Raw genomic sequence first — 20,120 nt, 5'->3', positions numbered from 1 at the left:
AATCAGCTTAGGGGGTGGTGGAGACCATCGGGATGTCCGCGGCGTCGAGCGCCGTCTTGACCCGGAGCCTGAGCTCCCTCGATACCTCCGCCTGCGCGGAGGGCAGCGTCTTGGCGGTGATGCGGAACACCAGTGAGCTGTCGGAGAGCTGCTCGACCCCGAACACCTGCGGCTGCTCCACGATCTTGGACTCGCGCAGCTCGGAGTCGGCCCACAGCTCCTCCGCCACGTGCTCCAGCAGCACCCGCACGCCCACGACGTCGGCGTCGTAGGCCACCGGCACGTCCATGTACGCCCGCGACCAGCCCTGCGACTCGTTGCCGACCCGCGTGATCGTGCCGTTGCGGACGTACCAGACGCGGCCGTCGACGTCTCTCAGCCTGGTGACGCGCAGGGTGACCGCCTCGACCGTGCCGACGGCGGCGCCCGCGTCGATCACGTCGCCCACGCCGTACTGGTCCTCCAGCAGCATGAACATGCCCGCGATGAAGTCTTTGACCAGCTCCTGCGCGCCGAAGCCGATGGCCACGCCGAGGATGCCGACGCTGGTCAGCAGCGGCGCGATCGGGATGGTCAGCCGGTCGAGCACGGTCAGCACCGTGGTGCCCAGGACGACGATCGAGGCGACGTGCTTGAGCACCGACCCCATCGTCTCGGCCCGCTGCTTGCGCCGCTCGTGCAGGAGGGCGTCGATGCCGTCGGTCGCCACGCCCTTGCGGAACTTGCTCGTGATCGAGCCGCTCGTCGCCGCCCGGTTCACCACCTTGGTGATGATCCGGTGCACGAGATTGCGGATGACGAAGCCCAGCACGAGGATCAGGACGATCACGATCGCACTGCCCACGAGCGGAGCCCACCACGCGTTGTTGAGCATCCCGGCAAGACTAGAGCAGATGGGGTCATCTTTGCAGGCCCCGGCCATCTGCGTGGTCACCCTGTCGAAGTCGGGCAGGACGGTCGACACCGTCGATGTCCCCGACGGTGCCGGGGACACGGTTGTCACCGCCGGTGTCGGCAACGACGTCGGGGACACGGTCGGTGTCGCCGGGGTCGGCGACGGGGACACGGTCGGCGGCGACAGCGTCACCTGCAGTAACACTATGGTGAATCCCCCTCCGGAAGCGGTTCGGTCGGCGTTTGGACCGTTTCGATCCAAAATACCGCCGACCGAACCGCCCGCCGTCACATCACGCCGGGGAAGACGGGGTCACCGGCTCTCTGGGCCGCGGAGGGAGAGAGCCGGCGCTCCGATGACGGACGGCTCGGAACGGGACACACACCCGGAAGCATGTCCCGTGCCGGTTCCGGAAGGGATCCCCCGAACACCCGACCGGCGGACCGGGCGGGCGGCTTGCGGGCACGGCGTACGTGCCGTCAGGGGTGGGGGAGTGCCTGATGACGGCGCACGCGGTGCGGGCACCTGCGGTGGGGCGTGGCCGGCGCGGGCATGCGCGGCGCGGGCACACGTGGCGAGAGGGCGCGTGAGGGGCACGTGAACACGGGAGCAGGTGGTGAGGGGGGCACGTGGGGAGGGAGCACGTGACGCGGGCGCACGCGGTGGATGCGCGCCCGGGCCGGAACCGGCGGAGTGGCCAGGGCTCCGGCATAAGGGAGTCCCTCCGCACCGATCACTCCGCCGGCCCCCAGGAACCGCCGTGGGGTCCGGTGAGCCGTGGTGGCTGCGCTCCACCCGGTCCACCGTGTCGTCACTCCCCCACGGCGGCGAGCACGCGGGCGACCTTGGTCGCCGCACCGGCCGGGTCGTCGGCCGTGTGCATGCGTTCGCCCCAGGACCAGCAGTACCACCAGTCCGGCAGGCCCGACACGGCTGCCGGCCGACAGGTGACGCTTTCGGACAGGCTCGTGGCGTTCGGGTTGATGACCCGTACGAACCTGCGCCCGCTCTGGGTCTGGACCACTCGTGCGAGCAACCCCCGAGCGCCGAGTTCAGCCACCAGACGCTCCAGGTGCTCGAAGTTGGCGTCCCCCACAGTTCGTCCCTCCGTTGGGAATCGTTGCTGGTGCGCCCAAGATGGCTCAACGTCAAGGGTGTGCGCAACGGCACGTTCCGCTCACGGGGAGTCGCTTCTCCCTCGTGGGTTGTAAGAAACAGTCCCTGGGTGGACGATCCTTAACCGTAGGCTGGCTACTGGCGTTTCCCATCCTGTCGGCATTACTTCATAGTCATGGGTAGGCGCACAGCGACTTGCGGGCTACGCTGAGTCACCAGTTGCGGACCGGTCGAGACATGCGTGAGAGGGGCCGGGATGTCCGGCAGACAGCACAGGGAGACGGAGATCGCCCGACGGGTCAGGGCCAGGGGCCTTGCCGTCGGGCGCACGTCTGCCCAGATCGCTGAAGAGATCCACGAAGCGTGCACGGGCCAGTTCAGCACGACCCGCATCAAGGCGCATCGCTTGGCCTACGGGATCGCGCTGGCGGACGTCATCGAGCAGGTCAGAGCCCTGTTCGAACGTGACGCGAAACCGATGCCCGGCATCGGCGAGACCTTGCTCTCGGCGTACGAGAGCGGGCTCAAACGCCCGGGGCCCGAATACCTGCACTACCTGTGCACGGTCTACCGCGTGGAGCCGATCGCCCTGGGCTTCGACTCGCCCTGCATCTGCGGCCACGGCCACCGGATGCCGGGCGTGCTGACGTCGGAGGTGGTCAAGGACCGGTCGTCGCCGGCTCCCGAGCGGGAGCTGGTCCTGCACCCGATGGGGCCCGACCCCGACGCGGAGGAGGACGAGAACATCCTCCGCCGCACCCTTTTAAGCTTGCTCCACACCGACACCAACCTGGCGGAGCAACTTGAGGGACCGGTGCTCGGAGCGTGCGAGGGCATCCGGCGCAGGATGGACGAGACCATGGTCTCGGCCACCGTCTCCGCCGCGATGCTCGACCAGTGGGAGGAGGCCACGCTCAGCTTCGGCCGCCAGTACACGACGACGGCCCCCCTGCGGCTCCTGTGCGACGTGATGCTCGAACTGAGCGCCGTACGCACGGCGATGGCCCGCCGCCAGCCCATCGACCTGCAAGAGCGTCTGTGCAGGATGGCCGCGCAGCTCGCCGGGCTGAGCGGGATGATCATGATCAACCTGGGTGACCATCGCCTGGCCCGCTCGTTCTTCCGCACCGGGCGCACCGCCGCCGACGAGACCGGAGACCGCGCGCTGCGCGCGTGGATCTGCGCCCGCGAGTCGCTCGTCCCCCTCTACTTCGGCGACGCCCGCGAGGCGCTCACCCTGGCGAAGAAGAGCCGCGACCTGGCCGGCTCCACGCCGTGCCCGGCGCAGGCCATGGCTCCGGTCGTGGAGGCCAGGGCGCTGGCCACGATGGCCGCGACCGACAACAACAAGGAGATCGTCGACCAGGCCAGGCGGGCTCTGGCGCGGGCCAGGAGCGCCTTCGCGCACATGAAACCCGAGGACAAGGAAGACCTCGCCTTCGGCTACACCGAGAAGCAGCTCTACTTCTACCAGGGCGACGTGCTCACCAAGCTCGGCCAGACCATCGAGGCGGAGGTCGTCCTCGACCAGGCACTCGACAAGTACGAGGACCACGTACTCGACCAGACGCTGATCAGGCTCGACCAGGCCCATTGCCGGCTCATCGACGGCGACGTCAAGGAGGCGGTGGCCATCGGCATCAAGGCTCTCACCCTGCTCGGCGACGAATACCTCACCGACTTCATCGTGCGGCCCGCGCTGGCGCTCGAACAGGCCATCATGTCGCGCGACGCGGACGCTCCGAGGATCGGCGAGTTCCGGGCCCTGATCCGGCGGCCGAGGCAGGCCACGTTGAAGGGGGGCGGTTGATGAAGCTGGCGATCAGGCGCTATCGCTGGTCCGACCTCGACACCATCCTCGCGCTGCACCGGGTCTGCCTCGCCGAGGTGGGCCTGGTCCCCGGTGACGGCGTCTACTACGACGACGACTTCCCGCGCATCCAGGAGATCTACCTCGCCTGTGGCGGTGACTTCCTGGTGGGGGAGGTGGCCTCCCGGGTCGTGGCCATGGGCGGGCTCAAACCCGTCGACACGGGCACGGCCGAGATCTGCCGGTTGCGCGTGCACCCCGCGTACCAGCGGCGCGGGTTCGGCGCGGCCATGCTCACGGCGCTGGAGCGGCGCGCGGTGGATCTCGGGTTCCATCTGGCCAGGGGTGACACCACGCTCAACCAGGAGGCCGCGCTGGCGCTGTACGAGCGCCGGGGATGGCGCGAGCTGTCCAGAGAGCAGGTGGGCCGCCTGACCGTCGTCTACATCGAGAAACGCCTGATCCCTCCCGCGGTGCTGGAGCTCTAGGCCGCGACGCCGTCTGTCCAACGGCCCCATGCCGTCCTCTTCCTGGGGCCGCTGTTCGCGGTGCACGTTCCCGGTCAACGGCCCCGGACCTCGGCGTGACGTCCCCGCCGGTCCTGCGCCCTCTCGGCGGCCCTCCTCCGGGCCCCACCGCCCTGCCGGGCGAATCGGGTATCTGCCGCCGAATTTCTCATGAACGAAATGTTCGGCCGGTCCCTATATCAGAGTCCCCGGATAAGGATGTACAAACCCGCGGGTGAGGCTCTTACCACCGAGGTATAGACAAGCCTCACCGGCTGCGCCCTGTACATCCAAGGCTGCGAATAGTAGTGCCATGCTTTTCTCATGGCAGTCGTGCCCGCTCCCCGCCCCCTTCTGGGAGCCGTGCTTCTGTTGTTCGTGAGCGCCGCTTGGGGGTCGGCGTTCCCACTGATGAAAGATCTCATTCCGCGGTTACCGGTCGAGGACCTGCTCGCCGAGCGCTATCTCCTCGCCGCGCTGACGCTGTTCCTCATCCGGCCGCGCTGCCTTCGGGGGCTGCCGCGGCAGGTGTGGATCAACGGGGCCGTACTCGGGGTCATGTTCGGGGTCGGGCAGGCGGCGCAGGCCGTGGCGCTCGACAGCCTGCCGTCGGCGGTGTCGGGCTTCGCCGTCGGCTGCAGCGTGATGATCACGCCCATCCTCTCGCTCGTGCTGTTCCGGCAGCGGGTGGCGGGGCGGGTCTGGGCGGGTGTCCTGCTCGCGCTGGCCGGCATGACTGTGTTCACGCTGGTGCGGGGGGCGGACAAGGAGCAGGAGGTCTCGGTGGTGGCGCTCGTCGTCACCATCACGGCCGCCGCGCTCTACTCGGGGCACACGCTGTTCCTCGCCCACCTGTCCAGGGGGCCGTCCGGCTTCCCCGCGTACGCGCTGACGGTGATCCAGCTCCTCACCATCGGGGTCCTCACCGGAGTGGTGGCCGTGCGCGACGGCGTCTCGGTGCCGCAGAGCCTGCCCGACTGGACGATCCTGGCCCACCTGTCCGTGGTCTCGTGCGCGCTGGGCTTCCTGGCCCGCTCGTACGGGCAGGCGCACGTACCGGCCGTGCCGAGTCAGATCCTCATGTCCTCGCAGCCCCTGTGGGTGGCGGCGATCGCGGTGATCTGGTTCCAGGAGCCGATGGGGTGGGGCATGGTCGTGGGCGGGGCGCTGATGGCCGGGGCGATGCTGCTGGCCCTGCCGTCCCGTACGGTGCCCGCGGTCGGGGAGCGGCACCGCCGAGACCGGCTGGCGCTCGCCCGCCGGGCCGCCATGGCCCTCGCTGACCTGCGGATCAAGCGTGAGGACCCACTACGGCTGGAGGGTGGGCCCGCCCCGCCGTACATCGCGAGGAGCGCCTGTACGGACGTCGACACGTGCCCCTGGCAGACCCGGTCGCTCAAGGGCGGCACGGAGCCGAGCCTGGAGCGGCTGATGGACCGGGCCACCCGCATCGTGCGCGAGAAGAGCACGCCGGGGCCGGGGTGTTGTCAGTCGGTCACGCTGCTCGGACGGTGCCTGTGTGACTTGATGGAGGATCCCGATCCGGCTCATACCACACGACCGCACCGCTGGTTTCGGTCCGAGTAGGTTAGACATAGCATTCAAAAGGCAAGTGTATTTTATCCATTAGCCTCCCACTTAATCCGGATAGTCCTTGATATTCGGTGGGGTGCCCCAATAATGGGTGATTGTCCCCCGAGTGAGAGGCACGTCATGAAGCGCATCGTCGTTCGCAAGCCCGGAACCGCGAGGCTCGCAGGGACCTCCAGCGTCATTCACAAGGGGTGAGCGAGGAGAGGTCCCATCTCAGGGTTGAGGGCGAACCGCCCGCCCGGACAGGGGCCGCGCCGCTGCTGATGCCGTTGATCGACGCGCATCGACGGCCGCGCGGCCCCTACACGGCCGCCGCCGCGCTGCTGGGGCACCTGGTGCCGGCGGCTCTTCGGCGTGCGCCGGAGCTGGTGGCGGCCCACGACATCGAGATCCTGGCCGCCGCGCCCGAGCTGGCCGGGACCGTACGGCCTGGGCGGGGCACGATCGACGCCGGGCTGCCCGACGACGAACGCATCCTCGTGCCCGCGCCCCGCCGCACGTTACGGCTGGCCAACGGGCTGACGGAGTTCGTCCGCGACGCCGTGCCCGCCGGGTGCGCGATCGCCGTGTGCAACACGGCCGCGGCCGACCCGACCGACCTCGAACTCCTGGACGTCATGACGCGCCGGATCCCGCCCGGCACCCTGGCGATCACGCTGTACTCCGGCGGGCCCGAGCCGCCGCCCGACACCCGCGACGCGCAGGAGCTGTGGGCGGTCGTCGACCGGTGCATGCGCGAGGGGTTCCTGCACGCCGTGGCCGAGCTGGGCGAGCTGGGCCTGGCGCGGACCGAGCCGGGCGGCACCCCCTGGTGGCGCTTCGCCCAGCGCACCGCGACCGCGCTCGGCGGCCTCGGGCGCACGGAGGAGGCCCGCGCGCTCTGGGAACGGGTACGCCGGGCCAGCCAGGACCCCGCCATGCACGCCGCGGCGGCGTACGGGACGGCCATGCTCGACGCCCGCCACCCCGACCCCGCCCAGCGCGACCTGGGCCGGGCCCGCTCCTGGATCAACGAGGCCATCGCGATCTCCTCCCTGCTGCCCGACCCCGGCGAACGGGCGTTCAAGCTCGGCTTCGACCGCAACGGCCTGGCCCTGATCGAGCTGCGGGAAGGACGGAAGGAGGCCGCGCTGTCACTGGTGGAGTCGGCCCTCGACCTGGCACGCGAGCTGGGCGAACGCCACCCCGTCCACCGGATGGTGCTGCTGGCCAACCGGGCGCAGCTCCTGGCCGGGCTCGGGCGGGCCAAGGAGGCACTGGAGGACTACGGGGCCGCGATCGCCATCGACCCCGGCTTCCCCGACTACCAGCTCGAACGCGGCAACCTGCTGTTCAAGCTCGGGCGTCACGACGAGGCCGTGGTCGACTTCGAACGGGCCATCCGGGCGGGCCCGCCGCTGCCGGAGGCTTACTACAACCGGGCGGAGCTGCGTACCGTGCGGGGCGACATCGACGGGGCGCTGGCCGACCTGGGGCGGGTGATCGAGCTGGACCCCGCCTACCTGGACGCCTACATCAACCGCGCCGGTCTGCTGGCCGCGCTCGAACGTGACGAGGAGGCGCGGGCCGACGCCGGGACCGGGCTCGGCCTCGACCCCGGCAACGCGCACCTGCTCACGGTGCTGGGCCAGCTCGACACGGCGGTGGGCCGGTACGCCGAGGCCGCAGCGGCGCTGGACCTGGCCGTGGCGCGGGCACCTGACCTGGCCTCGGCATGGGGGAACCGGGGCGTGCTCCGCTACGGCACCGGCGACCTGGAGGGGGCGCTCGGCGACCTGACGCGGGCCATCGACCTCCAGCCCCAGGCCGATCTCTACGCCAACCGCGCCGTCGCCCTGCACGCCCTGGGCCGCCACGCCGAGGCCGCCGCCGACGACCACCGCGCCGCCGGTCTCTCCTGACCGGCGCGCTCTGAGGGCGTGCCGGGTGGGAGCATTGGGGCATGAGGGGGCGAATGGCGCGGGCGGCTGTGGTGTGCGCGGCCCTCGGGGTGTTCTGGTGGGCGAGCGTACGGCTGGCCTGGGCGGGCGTCGGCTGCGAGGACTGGGGCTGTCTGGCGCCGGCCGTGGGGGTTGTCGTGGTGATCAGCCTGGCCCTGCTCGCCGGGTCGGCGCTCGCGCTGGAACGGGTGGACGTGCGGCCGGGCCGCCGGGTGGCGGTGGCGGCGGCCGGGATGCTCGTGGTGTTCAGGATCGCGGGGGAGTCGCTGCCCTCGTGGGCGTCCACGTACGCGGACGTGGTCGCGGCGGGTGCGTCCTTCGCGGTGGCGGGGGCGCTGGCGGCGTACGTGACGGGGACGGGGGCGGGCCGTCGACGCCGGGTCGCGGTGGCGCTCGCCGTGCTCGCCCTGATCCCGGCCGCGCTCGCCGCCTCCCTGACGCTGTACGACCTCTGAGCCGCTGCCGTCACCACCCCTGAAACCGGGAGGCTGTGCGGCCCCTGGACCCGCTCTGACGGCCGCTGAGCCCCGCCGTCACGGCCGGCTGAGCCCTGCCGTCACGGTCGAGCCGGTGGCCGTACGGAAGTGAGCAGGGTCTTGCCGATGACCGTGCGGGCCTCGATGGCGGCGTGCGCCTCGGCGGCCGACTCCAGGGGGAAGGTGGCGCCGATGGTGGGGCGCAGGCGTCCGGCGGCGGCCAGCTCAAGGGCCTGCCCGGACAGCTCGCGCAGGTCCACCGCGGGCCAGGCCACCGCCGTCACCCGGGGATCGGGGACGGTCATGGGGCCGCCCGCCATGCCGTACACGCTGAGCCTGCCCCCGTCCTTGAGCAGCGCCTGTGCCGCCGTGCCGAGGTCGCCGCCCACCCCGTCGAAGACGACGTCCAGGCCGCCGGTCGCCTCGCGTACGACGTCGGTCCAGCCGGGATCGGTGTAGTCGACGGTCAGCTCGGCGCCCAGGCTCGCCGCCAGGTCGCGCTTGGCGGCGCTGCTCGCCGCCCCCACCACCCGCGCCCCCGCGTCGCGGGCGAGCTGGACGAGCAGGCTGCCCACCCCGCCGCCGGCCGCCTCTACCAGCACCCACTCCCCGGGTCTGGGCGCGGCGGCGGTGGCCAGACCCACGGCGGTGCGCCCGTCGGCGAGCAGCGCCACCGCGTGCTCGGGTGACAGCCCGGCGGGGATCGGGAGCAGGTCGTCCGCGCCGGCCAGGGCCAGCTCCGCGTATCCGCCGTAGCCGCCCAGCGTGGTGACCACCCGGGTGCCCTCGGCCGAGGGGTCCACGCCGTCGCCGACCGCCGTGACCGTGCCCGCGACGCCGTTGCCCAGGACCGCGGGCAGCTCGGCCCGCCGCGGCCCGCGGTCGGCGCGTACCTGCGTCTCCACGAACGTGATCCCGGCGACCTCCACCTCCACCAGCACCTGCCCGGCCCCGGGCACGGGATCCGGCAGCTCCTCCACGACCAGGGCCTCGGGCCCGCCGAACCGCCTCAGCACCACCGCGCGCATCGTCGCACTCCTCATCGTTCGTCAGGGATGCGATTGTATCGGAGCGCTGCGCTCCGGAAATATCCTGTACCCCATGAGCACACGCGGCAGGCAGGCCGAGGCGAGGCGCAACGATCTGGCCCTGCTGCGGGCGGCGCACGAGGTGTTCACCACGCAGGGCTTCGACGCCCCGGTGTCGGCCATCGCCAAGCGGGCGGGCGTGGGCATGGGCAGCCTCTACCGCCGCTACCGCACCAAGGAGGAGCTGCTCCAGCGCCTGTGCCTGATCGCCATGGAGCGTTCGCTGGAGGCCGCCGAGTCGGGGCTGGCACAGGACGACCCGTGGGAGGGCCTGGCCCGCTACGTACGCACCTGCGTGGCCAACAGGTCGGGCGCGCTCGCCCCGATAGCGGGCACCATCGAGGTCACCGACGAGATGTGGCGCACGGCGCGCAGGTGCGACGAGGCCGCGGCACGCCTCGTCGCCAGAGCCCACCAGGCGGGCGTGCTCAGGGGCGACGTGACCATGCTGGACATCTCGCTGCTCATGGAGCAGTTCAGCCGCCCGGCGCCAGGCCCACCCGACGAGGAGCACGACCACGTCAAGCGCCGCCTGCTGGCCATCGCCCTCGACGGGCTGCGCGCGCCCGGCGCGACCGAGCTGCCCGGCGAGCCACCGAGCATGGAGTGGTACGAAGCCCGCTGGGGAAGTGCCCCATAGGTCTACCGTGGGACCGTGGGCTTCAACGAGCTGCTCGACGATCTCGACTACGGCGCCGGCGTCCAGGCCGCGGGCATCAGGCGCGGCTACGGCGGGCCGCCCGTCCGCACGCTGAGCGTCACGTACGGCCCGACCCGGCTGCGCTGCGCCTCGCTGCTCAAGCCGCTGTACGCCTGGGTCGCCGCGGCCCGCATCCCCGACCCCGAGCGCTGGCGCCGCCACGCCGAGCCCGCCGTCGTCGTCTCCTCCAACATCGACACGCTCAACCTGTGGTTGTCCGTCGGCCCACGCGTCATCCTCGACGACCTCCGCCGGCGCACCGGCATCGCCTGGGAGCCGCCCAACGGTGATCTGTCCCGGTTCGGCTCGGTCGAGGTGGCGGCCGACGAGGTGGCCGCCGCCTACGCGGACCTGGCCCAGGCCGCCGCGACGGGTGATCCGGTGGCCGCGGACGTCCTCGGGTGGATGGGGGCGGTGGAGCGGCCGCAGGCGTTCGGCGTCCGCGAGGCGCTGGGCCGGCCGGAGGCTGGGGTCAAGTGCGGCTGGTACGGCGCACCCGACGAGAGCTGCCTGCGTACGCACGCGGTGGCCGTCCTGCCGGGCTATGGCACCCAGGTCAGCGTGATCGTCGCGCTGACCGCGCTGCCCTTCACCGACCCGCGCGAGCGCGAGGTCTACCGCGAGCGGGTGGGGCAGGGGCTGCCGGTGGAGGACGAGCACGAGAAGGTGGGCGGGCACGTGCTGCGCGCCCTGATGACGACCACGCTGGCGGAGCTGGGCGAGAGATGAGGCGGGGCGAGGGGCCAGGCAGGCGCCGTGAGGCCCAGTACGGGGGCAGGGTGCGAGGGGAGGCTTCAGGGCAGGTCCTTCGTGAGCAGCTCGACGACCCCCGCCAGCCCCGGAGGCTCGACGTCCGACGGCAGCTCCGCGGCCCACGCGTAGCCCCGGTAGGCGTCCCGTTCCTCCTCGGTCAGCTCCCCTGGGTCCACCTCAGGGCGGACCTCGGCGAACCTGGCCAGGTAGAAGGGTTCATGCTTGACATAGCGGACGCCCAGCCACGAGAAGTCGCGCTCGACCTCGACGAACCGGTCCAGCACGGCCGAGCCGGGCAGCCCGGTCTCCTCGGCCAGCTCCCGCCTGGCGGCCTCCAGCGGGGTCTCGCCGGGGTCGATGCCGCCGCCAGGGGGTTCCCAGACGTCCGCCTGGGCGATCCGGTCGTACCAGTGCATGAGCAGCACCCGGCCGTCCCGGTCGAGGCAGACGACCCGTGCGGCCGGACGATCGTCGAACTCGCTCACGAGGACAGACGCTACCCCCGCCGTCGCTGCCGGGGCCAGGGCGGCGTTTGACCTGGAGCGCACTCTAATTCGTATCGTGGAGCGCATGACCACCCCACAACACAAGATCGGGTCGGGCTTCGGCCCGAGGAGCACCGCCGACGACGTGCTCCACGGCGTCGATCTGACCGGGAAGCTGGCGATCGTCACCGGTGGCTACTCCGGCCTGGGGCTGGAGACCACCCGTGCCCTCGCCCGCGCGGGCGCCCACGTCGTCGTCCCGGCCCGCCGTAAGGAGAGCGCCGAGGAGGCGGTGGGCGACCTCGACGGGGTCGAGGTGGACGAGCTCGACCTCGCGGACCTCGACAGCGTACGCGCGTTCGCCGAGCGCTTCCTCGCCACCGGCCGCAGCGCCGAGATCGTCATCAACAGCGCCGGCGTCATGGCCTGTCCGGAGACGCGCGTCGGGCCGGGCTGGGAGGCGCAGTTCGCCACCAACCACCTCGGCCACTACGCGCTGGTCAACCTGCTCTGGCCGGCCATCGCCCGGGGGCGGGGCCGGGTGGTGGCCGTCTCGTCCGGGGGCCACCGCCACTCGGGCATCCGCTGGGACGACGTGCACTTCGCGCGCGGCTACGACAAGTGGCAGGCGTACGGGCAGTCCAAGACCGCGAACGTGCTGTTCGCGGTGCACCTCGACGCCCTCGCCCGAGACGCGGGGGTGCGCGCGTTCTCGCTGCACCCGGGAGGCATCCTCACCCCGCTGCAGCGCCACCTCCCCAAGGAGGAGATGGTCGCGGCCGGCTGGATCGACGAGGACGGCAACCCGTTGGAGCCCAGCTTCAAGACTCCCGAGCAGGGCGCGGCGACGCAGGTGTGGGCGGCGACGTCCGCGCAGCTCGCGGGCATGGGTGGGGTCTACTGCGAGGACTGCGACATCGCCGAGCCGACCTCCGACCCGCTCGCGCGCGCCGGTGTCCGAGACTACGCCACCGACCCCGCTCAGGCCGCCCGCCTCTGGGCCCTGTCGGCGGAGCTCACGGGCATCAACGCCTTCTGAGCCGAGAGGTGCTCGACCGGGCGCGCGCGCCCGTACGGCCGACCTCGCCGCCGATCGCGGCCACACCCGTGCGCGGGCCGGCCGCCGACCGGTAGCCTGCCCAGGTCGGCCGCGTCGCGGCCCCCCGGTCCGAGCCCGCGAGAGTGAAGCATGATCAGCCCCGCCGAACACATCCTGACGCTGTCCTGCCCCGACCGGCCCGGTGTGGTGGCCGCCGTCTCCGGCCTGCTGGCCGGGCACGGGTGCAACATCATCGAGAGCCAGCAGTTCGGAGACAGGGTGGGGCAGCGCTTCTTCATGCGCGTGCAGTTCTCGGCCCCTCTGGGCGAAGACGAGCTCAACGCCGCCTTCGCCGCTCTCGCGCCCGACTTCGCCATGGAGTTCACGCTGCGCGACGTGGCCAGGAAGCCGCGCGTGCTGATCATGGTGAGCAAGTTCGACCACTGCCTCAACGACCTGCTCTACCGCGTACGCTCGAAGGCCCTCGACATCGAGATCGCCGCCGTCGTCTCCAACCACCCCGACCTGCGGCCGCTCACGCAGTCCAACGGCATCGACTACCACCACCTGCCGGTCACGCCGGAGACCAAGCCGAAGCAGGAGGCCGAGGTGCTGGCCCTGGTCGAGCACTACCAGGTCGACCTGGTGGTGCTGGCCCGCTACATGCAGGTGCTGTCGGAGGAGCTGTGCGCGAAGCTGGCGGGCCGGGCGATCAACATCCACCACTCGTTCCTGCCGTCGTTCAAGGGCGCCAAGCCCTACCACCAGGCGCACAGCCGCGGGGTCAAGCTCATCGGCGCGACCGCCCACTACGTGACGGCCGACCTCGACGAGGGGCCGATCATCGAGCAGGAGGTGGCCAGGGTCAACCACAGCCACTCGCCTGAAGACCTGGTGGCGATCGGTCGCGACGTCGAGTGCGTGGCGCTGGCCAGGGCCGTCAAGTGGCACGCCGAGCAGCGGGTGCTGCTCGACGGGCACAAGACGATCATCTTCCCGCGCTAGCCCGGCACGCCGGGGCCCGCGAGGGGGCTACAGGCCGGTGTACCGGGCCAGGAAGGTGAGGGTGTCGGCCGACAGGTCCACCGTCCTGCTCACCGAGCGTGCGCCGTGCCCGACCTCGGTCTCGTTGCGCAGCAGCACCGGCCGGTCGGCCGTCGAGGCGTGCTGCAGTGCCGCGCACATCTTCCACGCGTGCAGCGGGTGCACGCGCGTGTCGGACTGGAAGACGGTGAACAACGTCGCCGGGTACGCCACCGACTCCCGGACGTGGTGGTAGGGCGAATAGCCCCGCAACCAGCCGAACTGCTCGGGATCGTCGGCCGAGCCGTACTCGACGTTCCAGGAGGCCCCGAGGCCGAACTTCTCGTATCTGATCATGTCGAGCAGCGGCGCGGAGCAGACCACGGCCGCGTACAGGTCGGGCCGTTGCGTCAGGGCCGCCCCCACCAGCAGGCCGCCGTTGGAGCCGCCGGAGATGCCGAGCTGGGCGGGCGTGGTGAGGCCCGTGGCGATGAGGTGTTCGGCCGCGGCGTGGAAGTCGTCGAACACGTTCTGCTTGTTGGCCAGCATGCCCGCGCGGTGCCACTCCTCGCCCTCCTCGCCGCCGCCGCGCAGGTTGGCGATGGCGTAGACGCCGCCCGCCTCGACCCAGGCCAGGATCGACGCGGAGTAGCCGGGGGTCATGGACAGGCCGAAGCCGCCGTAGCCGTACAGGATGGTGGGCCGCGGCCCCTGCGCCTCGACGACCGGGGAGATGATCAGCATGCGGACGTCGGTGCCGTCCTTGGAGCGGTAGACCACCTGCTCCGTGCGGACCTGCGGCACGTCGACGGCGCCCGGCGAGGCCGCCCAGAGCGTGGTCTCGCCCGTCGCGGCGTCGTAGCGCTGGATGGTGGGCGGCGTGGTGTTGTCGGTGTAGCCGAACCACGCCTCGTGGCCGCCCTCGGGACGTTCGACGATGCTGCCGATCGAGCCGAGACCCGGCGTCGGCACCTCGCCGAGGCGCTCGCCGGTCTCCAGGTCGTGGACGGTGATCTCGCTGATCGCGTGGCGGGTCCAGCCCACCAGCATGACCGGGCGCTCCAGGCCGTCGAGGATCGCGAAGTCCGACAGCACCGCCTCCGGGTCCTCGGGGATCAGGTCGCGCCAGGTCTCGAAGCCGGGCTCGGCCGGGTCGGTGACGCACACCCGGCCCCTCGGCGCGTCGCGGTCGGTGTGCACGTAGAGCCGGCCGTCGCGGCCGAACACCAGCCCTGACTGCGCGTCCACGCCCTCCTGCACGACCCGTAGCTCGGGCCGGTCGATCGGGGACGCGGTCAGGTCGGCCACCCAGACGTCGTTGCGCGGCGCGGTGCCCTCGTGGGACGAGACCTGCAGCCACCGGCCGTCGCGGGAGACGGCGACGCCGTAGTAGTTGGTCATCTTCAGGCCCTGCCCGAAGATCATCACGTCGTCCTCGGTGGAGGTGCCGACGCGGTGCAGGTAGACGCGGCGGTGGAACTGGGTCTCGTTCTCGGGGACCTCGGTGCTGGGCAGCCTGCGTACGTAGTAGAACGCCTCGCCGCCCGGCAGCCACGCCACGGGGGAGTAGCGGCAGCGGTCGATCGGCCCCTCCAGCCGCGCGCCGGTGGCGACGTCGATGATGTAGAGCACCGACTCCTCGTTGCCGCCCACCGAGATCTGGTACGCCAGTAGGCGCCCCTCCTTGTCGGGCTGCACCGCGTCGAGCGTGGTGAGCCCGGACGGATCGATCGCCATCGGGTCGATCAGGGCCCGCTCGGTGCCGTCGGGCGCGACCACGTAGTAGACGGCGTGCTCCTGGTCGGGCGTGCGCCGGGAGAAGAAGTGATTTTCGTCACGCCAAATTGGGGCTCCAACCGATCCTGACCTGAGCAGTTCGGCGACGCGGCTCTTGAATCGTTGCGTCCCCCGCTGCTTGCCGTACAGCTCGGCCTGCGCGAGCAGCCAGTCCTTCGTCTCGGGGCTGTCGGGGTCCTCGAGCCACCGATAGGGGTCTGGGACGGGCGTTTCGTGCAGGATGTCTACGATGTCTTCACGGCGTGCGCTCGGGTACGGCTCTCGCGTCATGCACGGAACCCTACTGCCAACGGGGATGCGTAAAGCGCTGGTCGAGCGGGCATAAAACGTGTCGTGGGTCCCTCGGGCCATTCCGGCAGGAGGATTTTGGGGTGGCGGGGACCACGGTGCAAACGCCAGACTTGGTGACAGGACGGTGCCGTGGTGACCATCCGCTGGACCGTCCGGCGGAGGTCCACGTGACGGAAGCACAAGTGCCCCAGGAGGGGCCGACAGTCGGGACATGCCACGGCATGTCCCCTTTGATACGCAAGCAGCGGGGAGAGGCCCGATGATGCGCCAAGTCCTGCTGCTGAATGCCACCTACGAGCCGCTGACCACCCTCTCGCTGCACCGCGCCGTGGTGCTCGTGCTGCGGGAGAAGGCCGACGTCGTGCACCGCGACGGCAGAGGCGCGGTGTTGCGCTCCTCGAGCCGCACTCTCGACGTGCCCTCGGTGATCAGGCTCCGCAGATACGTCCGCATCCCCTACCGGTCCCGTATCCCGCTGACCAGGGCGGCCCTCATGCGGCGCGACGACTACCGCTGCGCCTACTGCGGGCTGAAGGCCGAGACCATCGACCACGTCATCCCCCGGTCCAGGGGCGGCACGCACACCTGGGAAAACTGCGTCGCCTCGTGCACCACGTGCAACCACAGGAAGGCCGACAAATACCTGGAGGAGCTGGGGTGGACGCTGCGCGTCAGCCCCGCGGTGCCACGGGGCGCCCACTGGCGGCTCATCGGCGCCTCGCTCGTGGGCGACCCGCAGTGGGCGCCCTACCTCGAGGCCGCGGCCTGAAACCGCGTTGAGGGGAGCGGCCACGGCCTGACAGCATGAACAGGCATGTGGACCTTCACCTCAGACGTTGAGGAATACGCCACGGTCGCCGAGCCGTTCCTGCTCGGCGACCCGGTGCGTAACACCGTGCCACTCACCGTGCTGGCCGGCCTGCGGGCGGGCCGGCCCGTGAAGGATCCCCTCTTCGGCTGGTGGACGGTGGAGGGGGAGGTTCGCGGGGCGGTCTTCCGTACGCCGCCGCATCCCTTCGGGCTGTTCGCCGTGCCCGTCGAGGCGGTCGCGCCGCTGGTCGAGGCGCTGGGCGGCGAGCTGGTCGGATTCATGGCCCCGCTCGCGGTGGCCGACGAGGCCGTGCGACTGCTCGGCCCGCCCGCGCGGGTGGTCTCGGAGCGCCTCTACCGGCTCGGCGCGCTGTGCGTCCCCGCCGTGCCCGGCCGGGGGCGGCTCGCCGTGCCCGGCGACTTCCCGCTGCTGGTGAGCTGGTTCCAGGGCTTCGGCGCCGAGATGGGCCGGGGCGAGTCCGACGACGTGGCCGAACGGGTCTCGCGGCGGCTGGCGGGCCGGGAGCTGTTCGTCTGGGAGGCGCAGGGCGCGCCGGTCTCGCTCGCCGGGCTCTTCCCCGCCTGCGGCGGCGTCTGCCGCATCGGCCCCGTCTACACGCCGCCCTCGTGCCGCAGACGCGGATACGGCGCCGCCGTCACCGCCCACGCCAGCCGGGTCGCCCTGGCCGAGCGCTGCGAGCAGGTGGTGCTCTTCACCGATCTCGCCAACCCGACCAGCAACGCCGTCTACCGGTCCATCGGCTACGAGCCAGTCTCCGACTACACCCATGGCGACTATGGGCCGCCGGGCTAAGATTGACCCATGCCGCGTTACGACTTCCGCTGCCGCGCCTGCGGCTCCACGTTCGAGGTGTCCCGGCCCATGTCGGCCTCCGACGCCCCGGCGAGCTGCCCCGACGGTCACGACGACACGGTGAGGCTGCTGTCCACGGTCTCCATGACGGGCAGCGCCGCCGCTCCACGGGCGAGCGGCGGCGGCTGCTGCGGAGGCGGTTGCTGCGCGTCCTGACCGCCCGCCCCGATGGCTCGGGGCAGCCGGTCTAACAGGTCCTACGCGGCCGTGCGGGCGCGCCGCTTGCGGCGCTGGAACGGCAGGAACCGGTCGGCCAGGTGCGGCCGGGACGGCGTGAGCGTGGGCTCGACGGCGAGGATCCGGTCGAACCTGAACGCCCTGATCGCCCGGCGCATCCTGCACACGCCGACCACGTACCAGTATTCGCGGTGCACCAGGCACGTCACCGGCTCGACGTCGCGCACGGTGATGGAGCCCGAGGCGTCGCGGTAGTGCAGGCGGATCATGAGGCGGCTGGTGATGGCGTCGGCCATGAGCCTGGCGCGTGAGGCGACGTCGACGGGCAGCGGCTCGGTGAGGGTCGTGAGGGTGGTGGAGATGACGTCGTCGTCGAGCTCCAGGTGCTCGAATGCGTGTCGCAGGCCACGCCGGGCGGTGACGGCCTGCGGGCCCGCTCCGAGGTGAGCGAGGGAGAGGGCGAGGGCGGCGATCTCGGCGGTCGTCAGCGGGCGAGTATCGTGCTTCACGACTGTCGTCATACCCCAAGAATACGGGTGGGTACCGACATTTTTCGAAAACCTGTCCGGTAAGCTACATCGCCCGCGACCCGGCCCGGCCTTCGTTCCTGGGCCTGCACCCAGCGCTCCGGCCGGCCCGCAGCGCCTGCCCTCATTCCGAAAGGACCCCCGCCGACGTGCGGCGGAGGTCCTTGGTCACCGGACGCGCGCAGGCGCGCTCAGCGCGAGAGCTGTGACAGGTCGCGGGAAGCGCCCGTGGAGGCCGACGTCGTCATCGCCGCGTAAGCCTGCAGCGCCACGCTGACCGGCCGGTTCCGGTCACGAGGCCGGTATTCGCCCAGCTCGGCCAGCAGCCGCTCGCGCCGCGCGGCCAGCTCGGCCTCGGGCACCCGCAGCTCCAGCGTCCGGCTGGGGATGTCGATGTCGATGAGGTCGCCGTCTTCGACCAGCGCGATCGCGCCGCCCTCGGCCGCCTCGGGCGAGGCGTGGCCGATCGACAGCCCGGAGGTGCCGCCGGAGAAGCGCCCGTCGGTGACCAGCGCGCACACCTTGCCCAGGCCCTTGCCCTTCAGGAAGGACGTCGGGTAGAGCATCTCCTGCATCCCGGGCCCGCCCTTGGGCCCCTCGTAGCGGATGACGACCACGTCGCCGGCCTTGACCCGGCCGCCGAGAATGCCCTCGACCGCCTGCTCCTGCGACTCGAACACCACCGCGGGCCCGCTGAACCGCCAGATCGACTCGTCCACCCCGGCCGTCTTCACGACCGAGCCGTCGCGCGAGATGTTGCCGTAGAGCACGGCCAGGCCGCCGTCGGCGGTGTAGGCGTGCTCGCGGTCGCGGATGCAGCCGGCCTCGCGGTCGAGGTCGAGGGAGTCCCAGCGGTTGCCCTGCGAGTACGCCTTGACCGTGCGCACGTTGCCCGGCGCGGCGTGCCACAGCTCGACGGCCTCGGGCTCGACCGACGGCGAGCGCACGTCCCACGAGGCCAGCAGGTCGGCCAGGGTGCCGCCGTTCACGGTGGGCACCTCGCGGTGCAGCAGCCCGGCGCGGTCGAGCTCGCCCAGGATGGCGGGGATGCCACCGGCGCGGTGGACGTCTTCGACGTGGTACTTGCTCGTGGCCGGGGCGACCTTGCACAGGCACGGCACCCGCAGCGAGATCTCGTTGATCTCCTTGAGCCCGAAGTCGACCTGGGCCTCGCGGGCGGCGGCCAGGATGTGCAGGATCGTGTTGGTCGAGCCGCCCATGGCCACGTCGAGGGTCATGGCGTTCTCGAACGCCTCGCGGGTGGCGATCGAGCGCGGCAGCACCGACGCGTCGTCGTCCTCGTAGTAGCGGCGGGTGATCTCGACGAGCCGGCGGCCGGCGTCCTCGAAGAGCTTCTTGCGCGCCTGGTGGGTGGCCAGGGTCGTGCCGTTGCCCGGCAGCGCCAGGCCGATGGCCTCGGCCAGGCAGTTCATGGAGTTGGCGGTGAACATGCCGGAGCAGGACCCGCAGGTCGGGCAGGCGCTCTCCTCCATCTCCAGCAGCTCGGCGTCGGAGACCGAGTCGTCGGCGGCGGCGATCATCGGGTCGATCAGGTCGAGCTTCTTGCCGGGGGTCTTGCCGGCCTCCATCGGGCCGCCGGAGACGAAGACCGTCGGGATGTTCAGCCGCATCGCGGCCAGCAGCATGCCCGGCGTGATCTTGTCGCAGTTGGACACGCAGATCAGCGCGTCGGCGCAGTGGGCCTCGACCATGTACTCGACGGCGTCGGCGATCAGCTCGCGCGACGGCAGCGAGTAGAGCATGCCGCCGTGGCCCATCGCGATGCCGTCGTCGACCGCGATCGTGTTGAACTCGCGGGGGATCGCCCCCGCCTCCCTGATCGCCGCGGACACCACGTCGCCGACCTCGCGCAGGTGGACGTGGCCCGGCACGAACTGGGTGAAGCTGTTGGCCACCGCGATGATGGGCTTGCCGAAGTCGCTCCCGGCTACGCCGGTCGCCCGGAGCAGGGCCCGGGCACCGGCCATGTTCCTGCCGTGGGTGACTGTACGTGACCTGAGGGCGGGCATTGCGCATCTCCCATCGCTAGCGAGTCTTCACATGCTACGGCCACTGCCCGGTAAATGAGACGCCTGTCCACCGATCGGACAGGTGGTTACCGGATCGTGCCGGAGCCGAGGTCGGCGACCGGCCGGGCGACCTCGGCTCCTTCACACGATAGACCCGCGGGCGGCGCGTACCGGCCAGGAGCCAAGGAGG

General features: G+C 71.4%; 19 protein-coding genes. 12 read left to right on the top strand and 7 right to left on the bottom strand.

What is annotated here, in order from left to right:
- Nucleotides 1–7: 7 nt before the first annotated feature.
- Nucleotides 8–964, bottom strand: a complete 957-nt coding sequence (locus ABD844_RS00350; protein ID WP_344871663.1) for a mechanosensitive ion channel family protein — start codon at nucleotides 962–964, stop codon at nucleotides 8–10.
- Nucleotides 965–1,706: 742 nt separating this feature from the next.
- Nucleotides 1,707–1,991, bottom strand: a complete 285-nt coding sequence (locus tag ABD844_RS00345; RefSeq protein WP_344871661.1) for a hypothetical protein — start codon at nucleotides 1,989–1,991, stop codon at nucleotides 1,707–1,709.
- Nucleotides 1,992–2,267: 276 nt separating this feature from the next.
- Between ABD844_RS00345 and ABD844_RS00340 the strand changes: the two genes are divergently transcribed.
- The 5 genes from ABD844_RS00340 to ABD844_RS00320 all read left to right on the top strand — a co-directional run bounded on the left by ABD844_RS00340 (nucleotide 2,268) and on the right by ABD844_RS00320 (nucleotide 8,315).
- The gene (locus ABD844_RS00340) at nucleotides 2,268–3,821 is read left to right on the top strand and encodes an NsdA family TPR-like regulatory protein (RefSeq protein ID WP_344871659.1); all 1,554 of its coding nucleotides are present in this window, start codon (nucleotides 2,268–2,270) and stop codon (nucleotides 3,819–3,821) included.
- Nucleotides 3,821–4,309 carry a GNAT family N-acetyltransferase gene (locus ABD844_RS00335; RefSeq protein ID WP_344871657.1) on the top strand — a complete coding sequence of 163 codons (489 nt, stop codon included), beginning with the start codon at nucleotides 3,821–3,823 and terminating at the stop codon, nucleotides 4,307–4,309. Before ABD844_RS00340 ends, ABD844_RS00335 begins: the two co-directional genes overlap by 1 nt.
- A 342-nt stretch (nucleotides 4,310–4,651) precedes the next feature.
- On the top strand, nucleotides 4,652–5,914 hold the full coding sequence (locus tag ABD844_RS00330; protein WP_344871655.1) for a DMT family transporter: 1,263 nt from the start codon (nucleotides 4,652–4,654) through the stop codon (nucleotides 5,912–5,914).
- 197 nt (nucleotides 5,915–6,111) lie between these two features.
- The gene (locus ABD844_RS00325) at nucleotides 6,112–7,821 is read left to right on the top strand and encodes a tetratricopeptide repeat protein (RefSeq protein ID WP_344871654.1); all 1,710 of its coding nucleotides are present in this window, start codon (nucleotides 6,112–6,114) and stop codon (nucleotides 7,819–7,821) included.
- Nucleotides 7,822–7,862: 41 nt separating this feature from the next.
- Entirely contained in the window at nucleotides 7,863–8,315 is a 453-nt protein-coding gene (locus tag ABD844_RS00320) for a hypothetical protein (protein ID WP_344871652.1), read from the top strand.
- Between the two features lie 101 nt (nucleotides 8,316–8,416).
- Here ABD844_RS00320 and ABD844_RS00315 read toward each other — a convergent pair whose 3' ends face one another.
- Entirely contained in the window at nucleotides 8,417–9,364 is a 948-nt protein-coding gene (locus tag ABD844_RS00315) for a zinc-binding dehydrogenase (protein ID WP_344871650.1), read from the bottom strand.
- 73 nt (nucleotides 9,365–9,437) lie between these two features.
- Between ABD844_RS00315 and ABD844_RS00310 the strand changes: the two genes are divergently transcribed.
- Together ABD844_RS00310 and ABD844_RS00305 are read left to right on the top strand one after the other, a co-directional pair.
- Nucleotides 9,438–10,064 (top strand): TetR/AcrR family transcriptional regulator, encoded by a 627-nt coding sequence (locus ABD844_RS00310; RefSeq protein WP_344871648.1) that lies wholly within the window; start codon nucleotides 9,438–9,440, stop codon nucleotides 10,062–10,064.
- A 15-nt stretch (nucleotides 10,065–10,079) separates the two neighbouring features.
- Nucleotides 10,080–10,853, top strand: coding sequence for a hypothetical protein (locus ABD844_RS00305; protein WP_344871646.1), 774 nt, complete (start codon nucleotides 10,080–10,082; stop codon nucleotides 10,851–10,853).
- A gap of 65 nt (nucleotides 10,854–10,918) precedes the next feature.
- Here the strand turns inward: ABD844_RS00305 and ABD844_RS00300 are convergent, their stop codons facing one another.
- The gene (locus tag ABD844_RS00300) at nucleotides 10,919–11,362 is read right to left on the bottom strand and encodes an NUDIX hydrolase (protein ID WP_344871644.1); all 444 of its coding nucleotides are present in this window, start codon (nucleotides 11,360–11,362) and stop codon (nucleotides 10,919–10,921) included.
- Nucleotides 11,363–11,447: 85 nt separating this feature from the next.
- Between ABD844_RS00300 and ABD844_RS00295 the strand changes: the two genes are divergently transcribed.
- Nucleotides 11,448–12,401, top strand: a complete 954-nt coding sequence (locus ABD844_RS00295; RefSeq protein ID WP_344871642.1) for an SDR family NAD(P)-dependent oxidoreductase — start codon at nucleotides 11,448–11,450, stop codon at nucleotides 12,399–12,401.
- A 150-nt stretch (nucleotides 12,402–12,551) separates the two neighbouring features.
- Nucleotides 12,552–13,406, top strand: a complete 855-nt coding sequence (purU, locus tag ABD844_RS00290) for a formyltetrahydrofolate deformylase (RefSeq protein WP_344871640.1) — start codon at nucleotides 12,552–12,554, stop codon at nucleotides 13,404–13,406.
- A 27-nt stretch (nucleotides 13,407–13,433) separates the two neighbouring features.
- On the opposite strand, the gene ABD844_RS00285 is transcribed toward purU, so the two are convergent.
- The gene (locus tag ABD844_RS00285) at nucleotides 13,434–15,491 is read right to left on the bottom strand and encodes a prolyl oligopeptidase family serine peptidase (protein WP_344871638.1); all 2,058 of its coding nucleotides are present in this window, start codon (nucleotides 15,489–15,491) and stop codon (nucleotides 13,434–13,436) included.
- 283 nt (nucleotides 15,492–15,774) lie between these two features.
- On the opposite strand from ABD844_RS00285, the gene ABD844_RS00280 reads away from it, so the two are divergent.
- Genes ABD844_RS00280 through ABD844_RS00270 form a run of 3 tightly spaced genes read left to right on the top strand, consistent with a single transcriptional unit; the run spans nucleotide 15,775 to nucleotide 17,352 of the window.
- On the top strand, nucleotides 15,775–16,281 hold the full coding sequence (locus ABD844_RS00280; protein WP_344871994.1) for an HNH endonuclease: 507 nt from the start codon (nucleotides 15,775–15,777) through the stop codon (nucleotides 16,279–16,281).
- Between the two features lie 45 nt (nucleotides 16,282–16,326).
- Nucleotides 16,327–17,136, top strand: a complete 810-nt coding sequence (locus ABD844_RS00275; protein WP_344871636.1) for a GNAT family N-acetyltransferase — start codon at nucleotides 16,327–16,329, stop codon at nucleotides 17,134–17,136.
- A 9-nt stretch (nucleotides 17,137–17,145) separates the two neighbouring features.
- The gene (locus ABD844_RS00270) at nucleotides 17,146–17,352 is read left to right on the top strand and encodes an FmdB family zinc ribbon protein (RefSeq protein WP_344871634.1); all 207 of its coding nucleotides are present in this window, start codon (nucleotides 17,146–17,148) and stop codon (nucleotides 17,350–17,352) included.
- A gap of 41 nt (nucleotides 17,353–17,393) precedes the next feature.
- Here the strand turns inward: ABD844_RS00270 and ABD844_RS00265 are convergent, their stop codons facing one another.
- On the bottom strand, nucleotides 17,394–17,894 hold the full coding sequence (locus tag ABD844_RS00265; protein WP_344871632.1) for a helix-turn-helix transcriptional regulator: 501 nt from the start codon (nucleotides 17,892–17,894) through the stop codon (nucleotides 17,394–17,396).
- A 197-nt stretch (nucleotides 17,895–18,091) separates the two neighbouring features.
- The gene (ilvD, locus tag ABD844_RS00260; protein WP_344871630.1) at nucleotides 18,092–19,930 is read right to left on the bottom strand and encodes a dihydroxy-acid dehydratase; all 1,839 of its coding nucleotides are present in this window, start codon (nucleotides 19,928–19,930) and stop codon (nucleotides 18,092–18,094) included.
- Nucleotides 19,931–20,120 lie beyond the last annotated feature (190 nt).

Source organism: Nonomuraea antimicrobica (assembly GCF_039536965.1).
In the GTDB taxonomy this organism is placed as follows: domain Bacteria; phylum Actinomycetota; class Actinomycetes; order Streptosporangiales; family Streptosporangiaceae; genus Nonomuraea; species Nonomuraea antimicrobica.
Note: the sequence above shows the minus strand (reverse complement) of the source record. Positions and strands in the feature narration are given on the sequence as shown.